Source organism: uncultured Veillonella sp., from assembly GCF_963543145.1.
Taxonomy (GTDB): Bacteria; Bacillota; Negativicutes; order Veillonellales; family Veillonellaceae; genus Veillonella.
Map to the genome: position 1 here is coordinate 79,768 of NZ_CAUTZP010000001.1, position 16,411 is coordinate 96,178.

At 37.7% G+C, this 16,411-nt stretch carries 16 protein-coding genes; all 16 read left to right on the forward strand.

The window, feature by feature from the left end:
* Positions 1-6 precede the first annotated feature (6 nt).
* The 16 genes from RWZ05_RS00360 to RWZ05_RS00435 all read left to right on the forward strand — a co-directional run bounded on the left by RWZ05_RS00360 (position 7) and on the right by RWZ05_RS00435 (position 16,321).
* Positions 7-1,452 (forward strand): GNVR domain-containing protein, encoded by a 1,446-nt coding sequence (locus RWZ05_RS00360; RefSeq protein ID WP_314640971.1) that lies wholly within the window; start codon positions 7-9, stop codon positions 1,450-1,452.
* A gap of 1 nt (position 1,453) precedes the next feature.
* Entirely contained in the window at positions 1,454-2,065 is a 612-nt protein-coding gene (locus tag RWZ05_RS00365; protein ID WP_105097833.1) for a CpsD/CapB family tyrosine-protein kinase, read from the forward strand.
* Between the two features lie 76 nt (positions 2,066-2,141).
* Positions 2,142-3,341, forward strand: coding sequence for a DegT/DnrJ/EryC1/StrS family aminotransferase (locus RWZ05_RS00370; protein ID WP_314640974.1), 1,200 nt, complete (start codon positions 2,142-2,144; stop codon positions 3,339-3,341).
* Positions 3,335-4,021 (forward strand): sugar transferase, encoded by a 687-nt coding sequence (locus RWZ05_RS00375; protein ID WP_314640976.1) that lies wholly within the window; start codon positions 3,335-3,337, stop codon positions 4,019-4,021. Before RWZ05_RS00370 ends, RWZ05_RS00375 begins: the two co-directional genes overlap by 7 nt.
* Before the next feature lie 11 nt (positions 4,022-4,032).
* Positions 4,033-4,899 (forward strand): LicD family protein, encoded by an 867-nt coding sequence (locus RWZ05_RS00380; protein WP_314640978.1) that lies wholly within the window; start codon positions 4,033-4,035, stop codon positions 4,897-4,899.
* Between the two features lie 9 nt (positions 4,900-4,908).
* Entirely contained in the window at positions 4,909-5,631 is a 723-nt protein-coding gene (locus tag RWZ05_RS00385; protein WP_314640980.1) for an IspD/TarI family cytidylyltransferase, read from the forward strand.
* On the forward strand, positions 5,624-6,673 hold the full coding sequence (locus tag RWZ05_RS00390) for an NAD-dependent epimerase/dehydratase family protein (protein WP_314640982.1): 1,050 nt from the start codon (positions 5,624-5,626) through the stop codon (positions 6,671-6,673). The genes RWZ05_RS00385 and RWZ05_RS00390 overlap by 8 nt, the downstream gene beginning before the upstream one ends.
* On the forward strand, positions 6,670-7,737 hold the full coding sequence (locus RWZ05_RS00395; protein ID WP_314640984.1) for a glycosyltransferase: 1,068 nt from the start codon (positions 6,670-6,672) through the stop codon (positions 7,735-7,737). The genes RWZ05_RS00390 and RWZ05_RS00395 overlap by 4 nt, the downstream gene beginning before the upstream one ends.
* Positions 7,738-7,756: 19 nt before the next feature.
* Positions 7,757-8,998, forward strand: coding sequence for an O-antigen ligase family protein (locus RWZ05_RS00400; RefSeq protein ID WP_314640986.1), 1,242 nt, complete (start codon positions 7,757-7,759; stop codon positions 8,996-8,998).
* On the forward strand, positions 8,976-9,908 hold the full coding sequence (locus RWZ05_RS00405) for an ATP-grasp fold amidoligase family protein (RefSeq protein ID WP_314640989.1): 933 nt from the start codon (positions 8,976-8,978) through the stop codon (positions 9,906-9,908). Before RWZ05_RS00400 ends, RWZ05_RS00405 begins: the two co-directional genes overlap by 23 nt.
* Entirely contained in the window at positions 9,886-11,025 is a 1,140-nt protein-coding gene (locus tag RWZ05_RS00410) for a CapA family protein (protein WP_314640991.1), read from the forward strand. Before RWZ05_RS00405 ends, RWZ05_RS00410 begins: the two co-directional genes overlap by 23 nt.
* Positions 11,025-12,476: a lipopolysaccharide biosynthesis protein gene (locus tag RWZ05_RS00415; protein WP_314640994.1), complete on the forward strand. Its 1,452-nt coding sequence runs from the start codon at positions 11,025-11,027 to the stop codon at positions 12,474-12,476. The genes RWZ05_RS00410 and RWZ05_RS00415 overlap by 1 nt, the downstream gene beginning before the upstream one ends.
* A 26-nt stretch (positions 12,477-12,502) precedes the next feature.
* Positions 12,503-13,600 carry an NAD-dependent epimerase/dehydratase family protein gene (locus RWZ05_RS00420; RefSeq protein ID WP_314640996.1) on the forward strand — a complete coding sequence of 366 codons (1,098 nt, stop codon included), beginning with the start codon at positions 12,503-12,505 and terminating at the stop codon, positions 13,598-13,600.
* Positions 13,601-14,767, forward strand: coding sequence for a nucleotide sugar dehydrogenase (locus RWZ05_RS00425; protein WP_314640999.1), 1,167 nt, complete (start codon positions 13,601-13,603; stop codon positions 14,765-14,767).
* 36 nt (positions 14,768-14,803) lie between these two features.
* A complete protein-coding gene (locus RWZ05_RS00430) occupies positions 14,804-15,250 on the forward strand; it encodes a VanZ family protein (protein ID WP_314641002.1) in 447 nt (148 codons plus the stop codon).
* Between the two features lie 267 nt (positions 15,251-15,517).
* Positions 15,518-16,321 carry a CpsB/CapC family capsule biosynthesis tyrosine phosphatase gene (locus RWZ05_RS00435; RefSeq protein WP_314641004.1) on the forward strand — a complete coding sequence of 268 codons (804 nt, stop codon included), beginning with the start codon at positions 15,518-15,520 and terminating at the stop codon, positions 16,319-16,321.
* The last annotated feature ends 90 nt before the right edge of the window (positions 16,322-16,411 follow it).

Sequence of the window (16,411 nt, forward strand, 5' to 3'; positions counted from 1 at the left end):
ATATGGGTGGAACAAATTATTGATTTAAAAGAGGTAGGCAAAGTCCTCATTAAGAAGCGCCGTAAAATTATCAATGTTACAGTAGCCTGCATGGTACTAGGTGGTGCCTATGCTTTCCTAGCGCCATCTACATATCAATCTACATCTATATTGCGCATTAAGCAGGCTCAAGGTTTGAGCAATTCTGTATTATCAAGTTCCAATGGCTATTCTGACTCTATGTCTCGTCAATTGATGAACACAGATGCAGAAATCTTAAAAAGCCGTAATGTAGTAGAACCAGTTATTGCTGCTATTGAAGATCCTGAAGGTACAGGAAATGCGCCGACATACGAAGAGTTTATTAAAGCGCGCATTGAAACAAAACCATACAAGGAAACTGAGTTGTTACAAGTGAGTGTAACAGGTAAAAGTCCTGAACAAGCTCAAAAGGCTAATAAATTGCTAATTGATAACTTCTTAAGGCGCCTCGCTGAAATTTCTCATGTTGAACAACGTGCTACTCGTGAATTTTTACAAAAACGTGTTGTAACTGCAAAAACTGAATTAGAACAAGCAGAAAAGAAATTACAACAATTCCAAGTTGATAACAAAGTTTATTCCACAGCTGATCAAATGAAAGGCTTAACAGATAAGATTACAATGATCGACCGTGAAAAAGCGCAAAATCAACTTGATTTAGAAACGGCACAAGCTGCACTAGGTAGTATCAATGAACAATTAGGTTCTGCTGGTAAAAGCATCGCTGACAGTGCTACGGTTCAAGCATATAAAAGTCAATTAGCAGATTTAGAATCTCGTAAAGCTTCTTATGTTGGTAAATATACTGATGAGCATCCTGTGATGAAAGAAATTAATCAACAAATTGAAGAAGCTAAGAGTGGTCTAAATGCTGAAATTAACGCTATTGCATCTCAACAAGCACCTTCTAGCAATTCTGCACAACAAGGTTTGTTAGCTGATAAATTTAGAAATGAAGCCGCTCTTGCAGTAGCTCAAGGTAAACAATCTACATTAGCTGAACTTGATAAAGCAAACGAAGAAGCCATGAAAAGCTTGCCTGAAAAAGAGCGTGGTTATATCCAAGCAAAACGTGATGTAGATGTAGCACAAGATATCTACCAAATGTTATCCACTCGCTTAGAAGAGGCGAAGGTAGCAGAGGTGATGGTACCAAATGAAGTTCAAATCGTAGATGCTCCTACATTGCCAGAAAAGGCAATTGCTCCGCGTAAGAGTCTTATTCTATTAGGATCTGCAATTTTAGGTCTCATTCTTGGTTGCCTCTACACATTGGGTCAATTCTTCTATAATCGGAAAGTTCAATCTGTACAAGAAATCAATGATGTTCTTGGCATTGAGAACTTAGGTGTGATTCCAAATCATGAAGAGAAAGAATACGAAGAACCTAGTAATCGTATCATAGCATTGTTGCGCAAAGTGAGAGGTTAATATGATCAGACTAATTTCTAATGAACGTGGTGATACAGCACTCGTAGAAGCATATCGTACATTGCGTAGCAATTTACAATATGTATGTAATCAACAAAAATGTAAGCTTATTTGTATTACAGCCGCTACTAGTGGTGAAGGTACTTCTGAAGTAGCGGCTAATACGGCATTAGCTTTATCTAAAAACAATAATAAAGTATTGCTGATTGACGGTAATTTAAGGAATCCAGTACAACACTTAGCATTTAATGTGCAAAATAAAGGGCTTACTAATGCAGTTATGATGGATGAAGACTTGACGATTCATCGTAATGTACAACCTCATTTAGATGTATTGACAGCAGGTGAAGTGGTTCAACATCCTTCTGAAGTAGTAGACTCTAGTAAATTGCCAACGATTTTAGATTATGTCCGCGATGAATATGATGTGGTTATCATCGATACGCCACCAGTATTATCCGTCACTGATGCTATTGTATTAGCTGAAAAATCAGATGGTGTTATGCTCGTTGTTAGAAACGAAGTAGCAAGCCCAAAAGATTTGATAGAAGCAAAAAAACGCCTTACTCAAGTAGGCATTCCTCTATTAGGCTCTATTGTAATTGATGCCTAATACTGTAACTTAATTCGTAATTTAATCGATTCATCAAGCGTATCAATATGGTACAGAAAGCATTGAGGTGATGTATATGAAAATTAATTTTTCTCCTCCCGATATTACCGAATTAGAAATCAACGAAGTCATTGAAGCCTTAAAAAGTGGGTGGATTACCACTGGTCCTCGTACTAAAGAGCTAGAGAAAAAGATTGCCGAACAGTTAGGTACACCTAAAGCTGTGTGCTTGAATTCTGCAACTGCAGCGCTTGAAATGTCTCTTCGTGTATTAGGTATTGGCCCTGGTGATGAAGTCATTACGAGTGCTTATTCCTATACAGCTAGTGGGAGCCCTGTAGTCCATGTAGGTGCTACCTTAGTGCTTGTAGATACACAAAAGGACTCTTTTGAAATGGATTACGATGCAGTTGCTCGTGCCATTACTCCAAAGACAAAGGCGATTATTCCCGTTGATATAGCTGGTGTGCCTTGTGACTATGATCGCTTGCGTTCCATTGTAGAGGACAAGAAATCTCTCTTTACTCCAGCTAATGATATTCAAAAAGCATTAGGTCATATTCCTATCGTAGCGGACTGTGCGCATTCCTTTGGTGCAACCTATAAAGGTGTGCATACAGGCAATGTAGCTGACTTCAGTAGTTTCTCCTTCCATGCAGTAAAAAACTTTACTACTGCCGAAGGTGGCTGCGCTACATGGCGCCATATTGAGGGCTACGACGACGAAGTTATTTATAAACAATTCCAATTATTGTCGTTGCATGGTCAAGATAAGGATGCTCTTGCTAAAACTAAGGCTGGTGCATGGGAATACGATATTAAAGGCACATATTACAAATGTAATATGACGGATATTATGGCTGCCATTGGTTTGGCGCAATTTGAAAGATATCCAAAACTGTTAGCGCGTCGTAAGGAAATTATTGAAGCTTATGATGCAGGTTTAAAAGATTTACCTGTTACATTGTTAAATCACTATACTGATGATCATCAAAGTAGTGGTCACTTATACTTGGTTCGCTTAGATGGACGTGATGCAGAATACCGCAACAAGGTGATTGAAGCTATGGCTGAAGCTGGCATTGCAACAAATGTACATTATAAACCAATTCCTATGCATACGGCTTATAAGAATTTAGGCTTCACAATTGATGATTATCCAAATGCTTATAATCAGTTTAAGAATGAAATTACATTGCCACTTCATACTCTATTAACAGATGAAGAAGTGCAATATGTCATTGAAACATTTAAAAGGATTATTACCGAATGTTAGTAAAAAACTTTCACGATCTACCCCAAGAGTTACAGTGTGAAGAGGTGCGCCCTTACTTTGAAGTCTTAAATCAAAGACGTACAAGTCTTCTATGTAAAAGTATTTTTGACCGCGTTGTGGCAGCCGGTATGCTTATTACATTGAGTCCTGTATTTCTTGTGTTAGCCATCATGATCAAACGAGATAGTGATGGGGAGGTTTTCTTCCGCCAAACTCGGGTGACACAATATGGTCGCACCTTTGGTATCTATAAATTCCGTACTATGGTAAAGAATGCGGAATCCCTTGGTGCTCAAGTAACTTCCCAAAATGATATGCGGGTTACTAAGGTGGGTAATATGCTTCGCAGTTGTCGTCTTGATGAACTGCCTCAGCTTATCAACATTCTCTTAGGAGATATGAGCTTTGTCGGCACAAGACCTGAGGTACCACGTTATGTGGCAGCTTATACGGATGAGATGAAAGCTACGTTGTTATTGCCGGCTGGTGTCACAAGTGTAGCTAGCATTGCCTATAAAGATGAAGATCAGCTATTACAATATGCTCAAAATGTAGATGAAGTTTACATCAATGAGGTATTACCAGGCAAGATGGCTTGGAATTTGAAGAGTATTAAGGAATTTTCTTTTTTACAAGATATAAAAACGATGATTGATACAGTGTTAGCTGTATTACGATAAGCGAGGTCCCTATGAGTACATCTATGACAAAGGAAATACAAGAGAAAGAGCTGTCTATGTTACTGTACTTTAAAGAGTTCTGCGACAAACATAATTTGCGCTTTTATCTTTGCGGCGGTGGTCTCATTGGGGCTATACGCCATAATGGTTTTATTCCTTGGGATGATGATTTAGATCTTTTTATGCCTCGTCCTGACTATGAAAAACTGGCAGAGTTGTGGCCTAAATATGCTGATACAGAACGTTATACGTATTGTCGTACGGATCGTCACCATATTTATCACGATGCAGGCGCTTCTATTCGCGATAATCATACGACCTTTATTAACCGTCACAGTATGGACGAAGATATTTGTCATGGTTTAGCTTTAGAGATTATGCCTATTGACGGCTGTGCACCTGGCAAAATCAGCCGCGCTTTGCAGTTGATGTGGGCTATGACCTTTGCACTCTTTAATGCACAGCGATTGCCAGATAATAAGGGACCTATGTATCGTGCCTTAGCAGGCTGTATTTATAAGGTCTTTTCTAGTCAATCTGTACGCTATCATATTTGGCGTTTTGCAGAAAAGCAAATGACTAAATATGATTTCAATACAAGCAAGGAATGTACAGAGTTAATTGGTAGTTTGAAGGGCATGAAGCTAAGACATCCACAAGAGGATTTTGCTTCTGTTGTTTATAAAGACTTTGAAGGGTATCAAATACCTGTTATGAAAGGGTATGAGAGATATTTACGTCTTATTTGGGGTGATTATATGCAATTACCGCCTGTAGAGCAACGTGTAGCAAAACACGACGCCGCATTTGCTGATTTGCATACGCCTTATAAGGAATATAGAGGCATTCATTATGCCCAACATAAAGCTCAACCATAAGGAGGGCCTATGAAACGAATAGCAGTAATCTTTGCGGGTGGCGTAGGTGCTCGTATGAAGAACAGTAAGACGCCGAAGCAATTTTTAGAGTGGAACGGTAGACCTATTTTAATTCAAACCCTAGATGTTTTTGAACAAACAGAGGCTATTGATGGTATTGTGCTAGCTTGTAAAGCCGAATGGATTGATCATACAAAGCAATTAATCCATAACGCAGGGCTACAAAAGGTATTATCTATTGTGCCCGGTGGTGAGAGTGCTCTCGAATCTCAATATAATGGGCTTGTTGAGGCTAAGCGGTTGTTCCTTGATGAAGATGTGACTGTTTTGATTCATGATGGTGTTCGTCCTCTTGTTGATAGTGATACTATTGAACGAAATATTGAAACTGTTGAAGCTAAGGGGTCTGCTATTACTGTTACACCAGCCATTGAAACGGTTATGGTTACTCAAGATGGTTCCATTAATCGTATTTTAAATCGTAATGAATGTCTGATGGCTAAGGCGCCTCAGAGTTTTAGATTAGATGATATTTTATCTGTTCATAATCGTGCAAAAGATGATGGAATCCATGATTTCATTGATTCTGCATCGATGATGATGCATTATGGTTATACTTTATACCCTGTACTCGGGGAAACTGAAAATATAAAAATTACCACACCATCTGATTATTATATGTTTACGGGTATTATTAAAAACCGTGAACAAGGAGGACTAGAAGATGAGTAATTCCGTTATTCAACGTGAGTTAACGGCTTTAGTACATGAAGAAGAGCACTTTGATTTCCTCCGTCATCAACGCATTCTTGTAACGGGTGCAACAGGGCTTATTGGCTCTATGTTTATTAAACTGCTCATACTTGCTAATGAAGCTTATGGCTTGGATTTAAAAGTGCTTGGTCATATACGTAGCCATGATAAAGCACAAACTATTTTTGGTGAATATTTAGATGATGAATCGTTAACGCTTATAGATGGTTCATTAGATTCTATTAATGTGCCATGCGATTATATTCTACATGGTGCAGCACCAACGCAATCTAAGTTTTTTGTGGAACATCCAGTAGAAACAATTCGAACCTCCATTCATGGTACGGAAGCCATGCTTGAACTAGGTCGCCATAAAAAGGTAAAAAAACTTGTTTACCTATCAAGCATGGAGCAATATGGCGTTCCTTATGAATCAGGACAGGTTATGACTGAAGATCGTTTAGGCTATCTTGATCATCTAAATGTACGCAGTTCTTATTCTGAAAGCAAGCGACTTTGCGAATGTTATTGCAAATCTTATGCGGTAGAGTATGGTGTGCCAGCAGTAATTGCGAGATTAGCACAAACCTTTGGACCAGGTGTTCCTGTGTCAGATAACCGCGTATTCATGCAATTTACTAAGAGTGCGCTTAAAAATCAAGACATCATACTTCATACGAAGGGCGACTCTATGTCTAACTATTGCTACATTACAGATGCATTAACTGGCATTTTGACACTTATGAAAGCTGGCGAAGTCGGAGAGGCTTATAATGTATGCCATGATGAAGAGACTCGCTCTATTGCTAGCATTGCTCATTTAGTGGCAACACATGTAAGTGATGGTAAGAGCAAAGTTGTCTTTGATATTCCGGAAGATGTGCAGGGGCTCGGTTATGCTCCGACAGTCCACATGTTCTTAAGCTCCAAGAAGCTAAAGTCTTTAGGTTGGCAGCCTAAAGTATCAATGGCACAAGCCTATGTAAGGCTAGCAGAATATATCCAAGAGGAAGGCTTATGAAAAAGGAAATAATAATTGTCACCATCTCCCTTGGTAATGATGGGGCTGAACGAATTTTAACAGAGTTAGCACGTCAATGGGTGCATGATGGTCACCATATTACGGTTATCCAAACAAGCCCTAATCGATATGGTAACGAATATGCTTTAGAGGAAGGTATTGAGCAAATCCAAATTCATACTACTAGCTCTAATAAGGTAATTCGTTTTATGCAAGAAATAAAAGAATTAATCAAAATCTTAAAGACTAGACCGAATGCTACATGCTTATCGTTCTTGTCTGCATCGAGTTTCATCTTGGCTATTAGCTCTTGGTTTGTAAACAACCGTATCGTCTTTTCTGAACGCAATAATCCCCGCAAGGTGCCAATTGGTTGGCATCAACAAGCGTTGCGTAATTTTGCCTTTCGATTCGCCGATGCACTAGTATTTCAAACAGAAGACGCTCGCTCTTATTTCCCTGAATCTGTTCAAAAGCGTGGTGTTATTATTCCAAATCCTATTAATGGTAAATTGCCACCCCCAATTGAGGGAGACCGAGAAAAGACAATCGTTACTGCCTGTCGATTACATCCTCAAAAAAACTTGCCTATGATGATTAATGCTTTTAGTATGTTAGCGGACGAGTTTCCAGAGTATAAACTTGTCATCTATGGTCAAGGTGTTTTAGAAGATGAATTACGAGCTCAAATTAAATCTCTTAATTTAGAGGATCGAATTTTATTACCGGGCTTTGCTAGTAACATTTTAGAAAAAGTAGCACCTTGTTCTATGTTTGTGTCTTCTTCCGACTTTGAAGGTATTTCAAACTCTATGTTAGAAGCCCTCGGCATGGGATTGCCTGCAGTTGTTACAGACTGCCCTGTAGGCGGTGCTCGTATGGTAATTAACAGTGGAGAGAATGGTATTCTTGTACCTGTAGGTGATACACAGGCCATGTATGAAGCTATGCGCAGTGTCTTAAAAAATCCTGAACTAGCAGCTAAGCTTTCCCGAGAAGCCATCAAAGTACGCGATGAGTTCCCATTGTGGAAAATCGCAAAACGTTGGTTAGAAGTTTTATGAGTTGTAAGGAGGGGAACCATTGAAGTTAAATATAACAGCCCTTGCTGACCGTATGATATGGTTCATAACTCTAATCTTTTTAGTGTTGTCGTTGACCATTTCCTTTGCCCTTGGCGACGCGAACTATGGTGCCTATGTATTATTTGTATGCTTATTTGGGCTCATCATTTTTTATCTTATAAGAGAGCAGGGCGTTATTAAGCTACGGCTCAATTGGATGCATGGATATATGCTGCTCTTTATAGGGGCTTGTTACCTTAGTACGATTAATGCTATAGATCCGGCTGTGGCTATGAGTCGAAGTTTTGATATTGTCAAGATATTCTTTATGCTCATCATCTTGTACATGTGCTATCAAGATAAAGAATCGGTGGATACATTATTAAAGATTGGTATGTGGACAGGCTATATAGTTTGTTTTTACACTGTTTATTTCTACGGTTTAGACTATTTCATTACTGTCTTGTCATCATCGGCACGAATTGCCAATGATGCATTAAATGCGAATACCGTAGGTCTTTTAGGTGCTAATGCTATTGTAATGACCTTGTATTATATGATATATGATCGCCCTCGATGGTGGCATATTATTGCGTTACCCACATTAGGTATTCTTGCTGCTACAGGAAGTCGTAAGGCTCTTGTATTCGTTGTAGTAGGTACAGTATTACTTTTTGTTTTTAAAAGCTTACGAAGTGCCAATTCAATCAATTCGATTGCCAAAATTATTGGTTCTTTGCTAGGCCTTACTATTGTAGGTTTTGCTGTATTGCAATTGCCGATGTTTGCTGAAGTATTAGATCGTATGTCTAGCATGGTGGAAGCTTTTGCCGGTACTGGTGGTGACTCCTCTACTATCATTCGTATGGCTTTAGTAGATATTGGTTGGGATTTATTCTACCAATCTCCTATTACTGGGGTTGGTGTCAATAATCCGTCTGTATATACATATTTCCTATATGGTAAAGAGAACTACTACCTTCATAATAACTACATTGAGCTATTGGCTGGTACTGGTATTATCGGTTTATTAGCATATTATTCCATGTATTTGTATGTGGCATATAACTTAATTCGCTATCGTGATTTTCACAGTAATGAATATGTAATGGTGCTCATTCTATTCCTTTCACAAATTGTAATGGATATGGGGATGGTGTCTTATGAAAGTAAGAGTACTTATTTTTATATGATGTTGTTTTATTTAGCGGTGCAAAGGCTCCGGAAAGGACGTAAAAATGAAGCTGAGCAAATTGTGTAAAGTTGGAATGTCCTTTTTAACAAAACCTTACTATCGTACTCGAGTTCTTATTAAATTAGGCTATTATGATAATTTATGTGATGAAGATTTTTTAAAGAAGGTATTTCCTAAATATATGGGGTATCCCTTAGATTTAGAGAACCCTAAAACTTTCAGTGAAAAATTACAATGGCTAAAACTTAATTACCGGAATCCTATTCAAACTGTCATGGTTGATAAGCATGAAGCAAAGCACTTTATTGCAGAGCGTGTGGGAAATCAATATATTATCCCTACACTTGCTGTATGGGATTCAGTAGAGGATATCGATATCAATGCATTGCCAAATCAATTTGTATTGAAGTCAACTCATGATAGTGGAGGCATCGCAATTTGTAAAGACAAATCATCTTTTGACTTCGAAGCAGCTAAAGCGAAGTTAAGGGCATCTCTAAAACGTGATTATTCTAAAATTGCCAGAGAATGGGCTTATCAAAATGTACCACGCCGCATTATAGCAGAAGAATATATTTCTGAATTGGGCAATGATGATTTACTGGACTATAAGATGTATTCCTTTCATGGGGAACCAAAGCTAACGGTGGTATGTTCAGATCGCTTTTCAAAGACTGGAACGCGTATGAACTTCTATGATATCAATTGGGAGCCTATGGGGATTCATTTTGGTCATTATCCTCCATTACCTACGGAGTTTCCGAAGCCAGCTACTTATGAGGAAATGAAACGTCTCACAGCTGAGCTAAGTAAGGATTGTCCGTTCTTACGTGTTGATTTTTACGAAATAAAAGGGCGCCTATTTATTGGAGAGTTAACATTTTTCCCTGGTGCTGGATTAGAAACGTTTCGTCCTATGTCAAAAGATTATGAATTAGGAGAGTGGTTACATCTTGAAACTGTACATCGGAGCTGATTTTGTTCCTACGGATATCAATAAAAGTTTATTTGAAGAGGGCAAAGGGGAAGCACTAGTAGGTAAAGAGCTGTATGAAATTCTTAAGAAATCTGACTTAAATATTTTTAATTTAGAAGTGCCTCTTACTGATGCAGAAACACCAATTGTAAAATTTGGTAATAATTTGATTGCCCCGTCAAAGACCGTTTATGGCTATAAAGCGTTAGGACCTATTTTCTTAACATTAGCTAATAATCACTCCTTAGATCAAGGTGTGGAAGGCTTAACAACAACAATAAACTTGTTGAAACAACATGGAATTGCTCATGCTGGGGTTGGTGCCAATTTGAAGGAAGCAAAGGAGCCATTTTTCTTTGAAAAAGATGGCGTACGTATAGGCTTCTATCTATGTACAGAGAATGAGTTTACTATGGCTACTTGTCATTCTATGGGTGCCAACCCATTTGATGTATTGGACAGCTTTGATGAAGTGGCTGCTTTAAAAGAACGATGCGATTATGTAATTGTTCTATATCATGGGGGTAAGGAATTCTATCGCTATCCATCACCGATGTTACAACGTTACTGCCGTAAGTTTGTCGATAGAGGGGCTAGCCTCGTTATTTGCCAGCATAGCCACTGTGTAGGCTCTCGAGAAGATTATAAGGGGGGCTCTATCATTTATGGTCAAGGTAACTTTATCTTTAACTCTGACTTCCACGTAAATCATCAAGAATTTGTCAAAGATGCAATGTTGATTAATGTAGAGGCTACAAAAGATAGCTTTGCTATATGTGAGTTACCTATTCGTAAGACTGATAATGGTACCCGACTAGCTACAGAAGCTGAAGGGGCAGAAACGTTAGCAGGTTATAAAAAACGCAGTGAAGAAATTAAGGATGCTCATTTTGTAATCTCAAACTATAAAGCTTTCGCTGATACTCATGTAAAACGTTATTTGCGTGAGTTCTTAGGCAGATCCTTTATTATACGCGCTATTAATGCTTTATTTGGCCGTAAGTTAATGCAACTTATTTTGGGTCCCACAAGTTATTTAGCAATACAAAACTATTTAGAGTGTGAAGCTCATCATGAATTATTCTTAAGAGGCATTAAGAATATCAATAAAAAATAATGGATACTAAAATCGTAGCTGCTGCTAAATGGTCTGTAATTACAGAGGTTTTAGCAAAGCTTATTACACCGCTGACAAATATAATATTGGCCCATATGCTTGCACCGACTGCGTTTGGTATATTGGCAACAATTATGATGGTTATCTCTTTTGCAGAAATGCTTGCTGATGCGGGATTCCAAAAGTTTCTTGTACAGCATGAGTTTGAAAGTGACCAAGAAAAGCAAGAGGCCACAGATGTGGCCTTTATTGCCAACTTAGTATTCTCTTTACTCTTATGGGGCGCTATCATAATAGGCCGTGATGAATTGGCTGTACTAGTAGGTAATGATGGTTTAGGAATACCATTGGCCGTGATGGGGGCAATGATACCTCTATCAGCCTTTAGCAGTGTTCAGATGGCTTTGTATAGACGGGATTTTAACTTTAAGTTTCTTCTAAATATTCGTCTTATAACCATTTTGACACCTATAGTGATATCTATTCCTATGGCGTTCATGGGGTATGATTACTGGTCTTTAATTGCTGGCATGTTAGGGGCTCAGCTATTTACAGCATTAGCTTTATTAAAGAGTAGACGAAATCAGATTCGCTTATTCTTTAGTGGTCGCGTTTTTATGAACATGTTTAGCTATAGTGCATGGTCTTTGGCTGAAGCCTTTTCTATTTGGCTTACCGCATGGGTAGATACCTTTATTATCACTAGATTTCTTGATGCGTACTATTTAGGTATTTACAAGATGCCGATGGCCATTGTAACAACTGTTATGGCTATGGCTACAGCATCATTAGCGCCAGTGCTTTTTGCAGCGCTAAGTAGGGTACAACATGATCAACAGGCCTTTTCCAATACATTCTTTACATTCCAACGCTATATGGCCTTATTCTTAGTGCCTATAGGAGTAGGTTTATTTGTATTCCAAGACTTTGTTGTCCAGCTTTTACTTGGGCCTCAATGGAAATTGGCGGGTATCGTTTTAGGTTCCTGGGCATTGAGCTCAGCTATTATGACTGTTACAGCGAATCTAATTTCTGAAATATTCCGTGCTAAAGGGGTGCCAAATCTATCGTTCTGGACTCAAGTTTTACATTTAGTTGTTTTAATACCCGTTATTTATATTTGTATTCACTATGATTTCACTACCTTTGTGTATGCTCGCTCAATAGTACGCATGCAAATGTTAATAGTTGCTATGATTTTTTTAGCATTATTTATACATATGAGTGCCCTTCGGGTGATTACTAATATAGGTGTATATCTAATTACTGCATCTATTGTTGGTGCTATTGCATATAGTATTTTACATTTATATGATGCAGTATGGTGGACGATAGCTTGTATGCTGTTATGTGTTCTATTGTATGTGGCGGTTTTGAGTATCATTCCATCTGAGCGTACTTTTATTATTTCTGGTGTTAATAAAGTTTTAGGTAAAGTAAGACGCTCATAATTAACAGAACTATGAAAGGAGTACATATGCTTTCAAAAAATGTAGACTTAAACAATACGGTAATCCTTGTAACGGGAGCCGCTGGATTTGTAGGGGCTAATCTCGTTATGTCCCTCTTATCTGAAGTAGAAGGAACTCAAATTATCGGTATAGATTCTGTTAATGACTACTATGACGTAGCTTTAAAGGATTATCGATTACAACAAATCGACGCGATGAGCAAAGGTAATAAAAATACGTGGATTTTTAAAAAAGGTAATATTGCTGATAAGGCTTTTATTGATGACATTTTTGCTGCTTATAAACCACGCATTGTTGTGAATTTAGCGGCTCAAGCAGGGGTTCGCTACTCTATTACAAACCCAGATGCATATATCGAATCTAATATTATTGGTTTCTATAATGTCTTAGAGGCTTGTCGCCATTCTTATGACAATGGTGAAAGTGGTGTAGAACACTTAGTATATGCATCATCTTCCTCCGTATATGGGGCGAATAAACAAATCCCATACTCTACAGATCATAAGGTAGATAACCCAGTATCCTTGTACGCAGCTACAAAAAAATCCAATGAATTGCTAGCTTATTCTTACGCAAAGCTCTATAACATTCCAAGCACTGGTCTTAGATTCTTTACGGTATATGGTCCGGCAGGACGTCCGGATATGGCATATTTTGGATTCACAAATACGTTGCGCAGTGGCGGTACTATTAAAATCTTTAACTACGGCAACTGTAAACGTGACTTTACCTATATCGATGATATTGTAGAAGGCGTTTCTAAGGTTATGTGTGCTGCACCAGAGCGTCGTAACGGAGCGGATGGATTGCCAGTACCACCATATGCTATTTATAACATTGGCAATAGCAATCCTGAAAACCTCCTCGATTTTGTGCGTATTCTTTCAGAAGAATTAGTATCTGCTGGTGTACTACCAGAAGATTACAATTTTGAGGAACATAAAGAATTAGTCGCTATGCAACCAGGTGATGTACCTGTTACATATGCGGATACGAGTGCTTTAGAAGAAGATTTTGGCTTTAAACCGAATACAACGTTGCGAGAAGGTTTAAGACGTTTTGCTATATGGTATAAAGATTTCTATATGACGGAGGGCAAATAAATGAAAATTGCAATTGCTGGTACAGGCTATGTAGGCCTTTCCAATGGCGTATTATTAGCACAACATAATGAAGTGGTAGCCCTCGATATCGTTCCTGAAAAAGTGGAGATGTTAAATCGCAAGGAAGCACCTATTGTAGATGCGGAATTGCAGGAATATTTAGCCACTAAAGAATTAAACTTTAAAGCTACATTAGATCCTGTAGAAGCATTTAAAGGTGCAGATTATGTAATTATTTCTACACCTACCAACTATGATCCACAAAAGAACTTCTTTGATACATCTTCTGTTGAGCAAGTCATTAAAACTGTTTTAGAAATTAATCCTGATGCAGTAATGATTATTAAATCAACTGTACCCGTAGGTTATACTGCACAAATGCGTGAAGAGTTTAAAACAGAGAATTTAATTTTCTCCCCAGAATTCTTGCGAGAAGGTAAAGCATTATACGATAACTTGTATCCATCTCGTATTGTTGTAGGTGAAGACTCTGAGCGTGCTCGTCGTTTTGGTCAACTGCTAGCTGATGGTGCTATTAAAGAAAATGTACCACAGTTATATACAGACTCTACAGAAGCAGAAGCTATTAAATTATTTGCTAATACTTATTTGGCATTGCGTGTGGCGTACTTTAATGAGCTTGACTCTTATGCGGAGGTACGCGGTCTTAGTACAAGCCAAATCATTAATGGTGTATGTTTAGACCCTCGTATTGGGGACTTTTATAATAATCCATCCTTCGGCTATGGTGGGTATTGCTTGCCAAAGGATACAAAACAGTTATTAGCTAACTACAATGATGTGCCACAAAATTTAATCTCCGCTATTGTTGATGCGAATAGAACACGTAAAGACCATGTGGCGGATGCTATTATCGCTAAAAACCCTAAAATTGTTGGTGTCTATCGCTTGACGATGAAGATGAACTCTGATAACTTTAGAGCATCAGCAATTCAAGGTGTTATGAAGCGTATCAAGGCTAAAGGTATTGCTGTTGTCGTTTATGAACCGACTCTTGATGCAGAAGATTTCTTCAATTCACCGGTAATTCGCAACTTTGAAGATTTTAAACGGGTTAGCGATGTTATTGTAGCTAATCGTTGGGATCCATCTTTAGAAGATGTGAAAGATAAGGTTTATACGAGAGATATTTTTGACCGTGATTAACTTATCTATATGTATTGTGACGTTTAGGAGAGTAGTATGAAACGTTGGATACTATATATCGTGTTGGGTTTAATTGTGTTTTTTATCTGGGATAATTCCTTGCAAAATGGAGGGACATCCGATGGATTTAGCCTTGTTTTTGCTGAGAAGCTAGCTCCTATAGCACATCATCTAGGCTTTCACGGAAATATATGGACTTTAAATAGGATTATTAGGAAATTAGCACATCTTACAGAGTATACAATCCTCGGTGGCGTTTTATATGCAATCTTACGTCGTTATATTGAGTATGGAACAGTATTTAAAACGATTGGTCTAGGGATGGCTATAGCTATTCTAGATGAATTTATACAAATATTTTCACCAGGTCGGAGCTCTCAGTTTTCTGATGTTGTCATTGATACAATAGGTGTTGTGATTGGTATACTATTAATAAAGTTAGCCTATAGTATAGGTCAGAAAAAATGCATATATAAAAAATGAACTGTTGCTAATATGCAATATGAGTATAAAATGCCTCATAATCATAATGATTATGAGGTATTTTTAATGAAGTTAAGGTGAAAAAATAAACAAATTATTAAATGAACACATTATAATTTATCTATTTTTATAGAAAAACCACTATACAAGCGACTTTTACCCTGTTATAATCATGAATAGAAAATGAAAATTAAATGAGATAAAAATGAACTTTGTAAAAAGAGAACGATTGCTGTAAGGGATTATCGTAAGTAGAAGGGAAAGATTATGAATCGCGTGGTTGATTTACATGGTTGCATTTTGCCAGCTGTGTTAGGTCCTCAAGGGCCACAAACAATGGCAGAATCAATAAAAATGATTAAGTCCTTGTCTGATCAAGGCATTACAGATATTTTTAGTACTCCTGATGTGACAGTATCTATGGATAAGAAGACATGGAATACTATGGAGTCTTTAGTAAATGATGTGAAACTAGCTGTACGAGAACAACAAGTAGAGGTAACGATTCACAGTGGTGCTCGTGTTCTGCTCTGTGATGAAATGGTTGAATATATTGCTGCTCATCGCAACCAATATCTTTTAGGGAATAGCCATTTTATGTTAGTAGCACTACCTCAAAATAGCAAAGTTTATCATGTTAATGCATGGCTGTTAAGCTTACTTGATATGGGTATTGTTCCTATTATTAGTGAAGTAGAATCTCACCGACAATTGTTTACTAAACCAGAGCAACTATTAGAATGGGTTGATAAAGGCATTTTGATTCAATGCAATATGGCATCTTTTAATCACAATAATGCTAATTATCAAAGAGCTATTGAATTATATCGTAATGGTTTGATTCATTTCTTTGGTACTGGTTATAGCAGAGAAAGTGATGTACAAGCGCATCAAGGTTATGTAGAGGCAATTTCTAAATTGGATAGCACATATAAAAAAGATTTGCTCCCAAATATCCATCTTAATGAGCGTGATCTTTTGGCTAATCGCACATTCTATCCAGCTGTTCCATCTAGTTGGGTAGGTCAAAAGTCCAATTTCTTGACACGTCTATTTGGTTTCGCATTATAATTTATATAGGTTCTTTTATCTATGCTATATTGGCATGGGTAAAAGAACCTATTTTTACTTTATATTGTATTTTAGGTTGAAAACAACCAC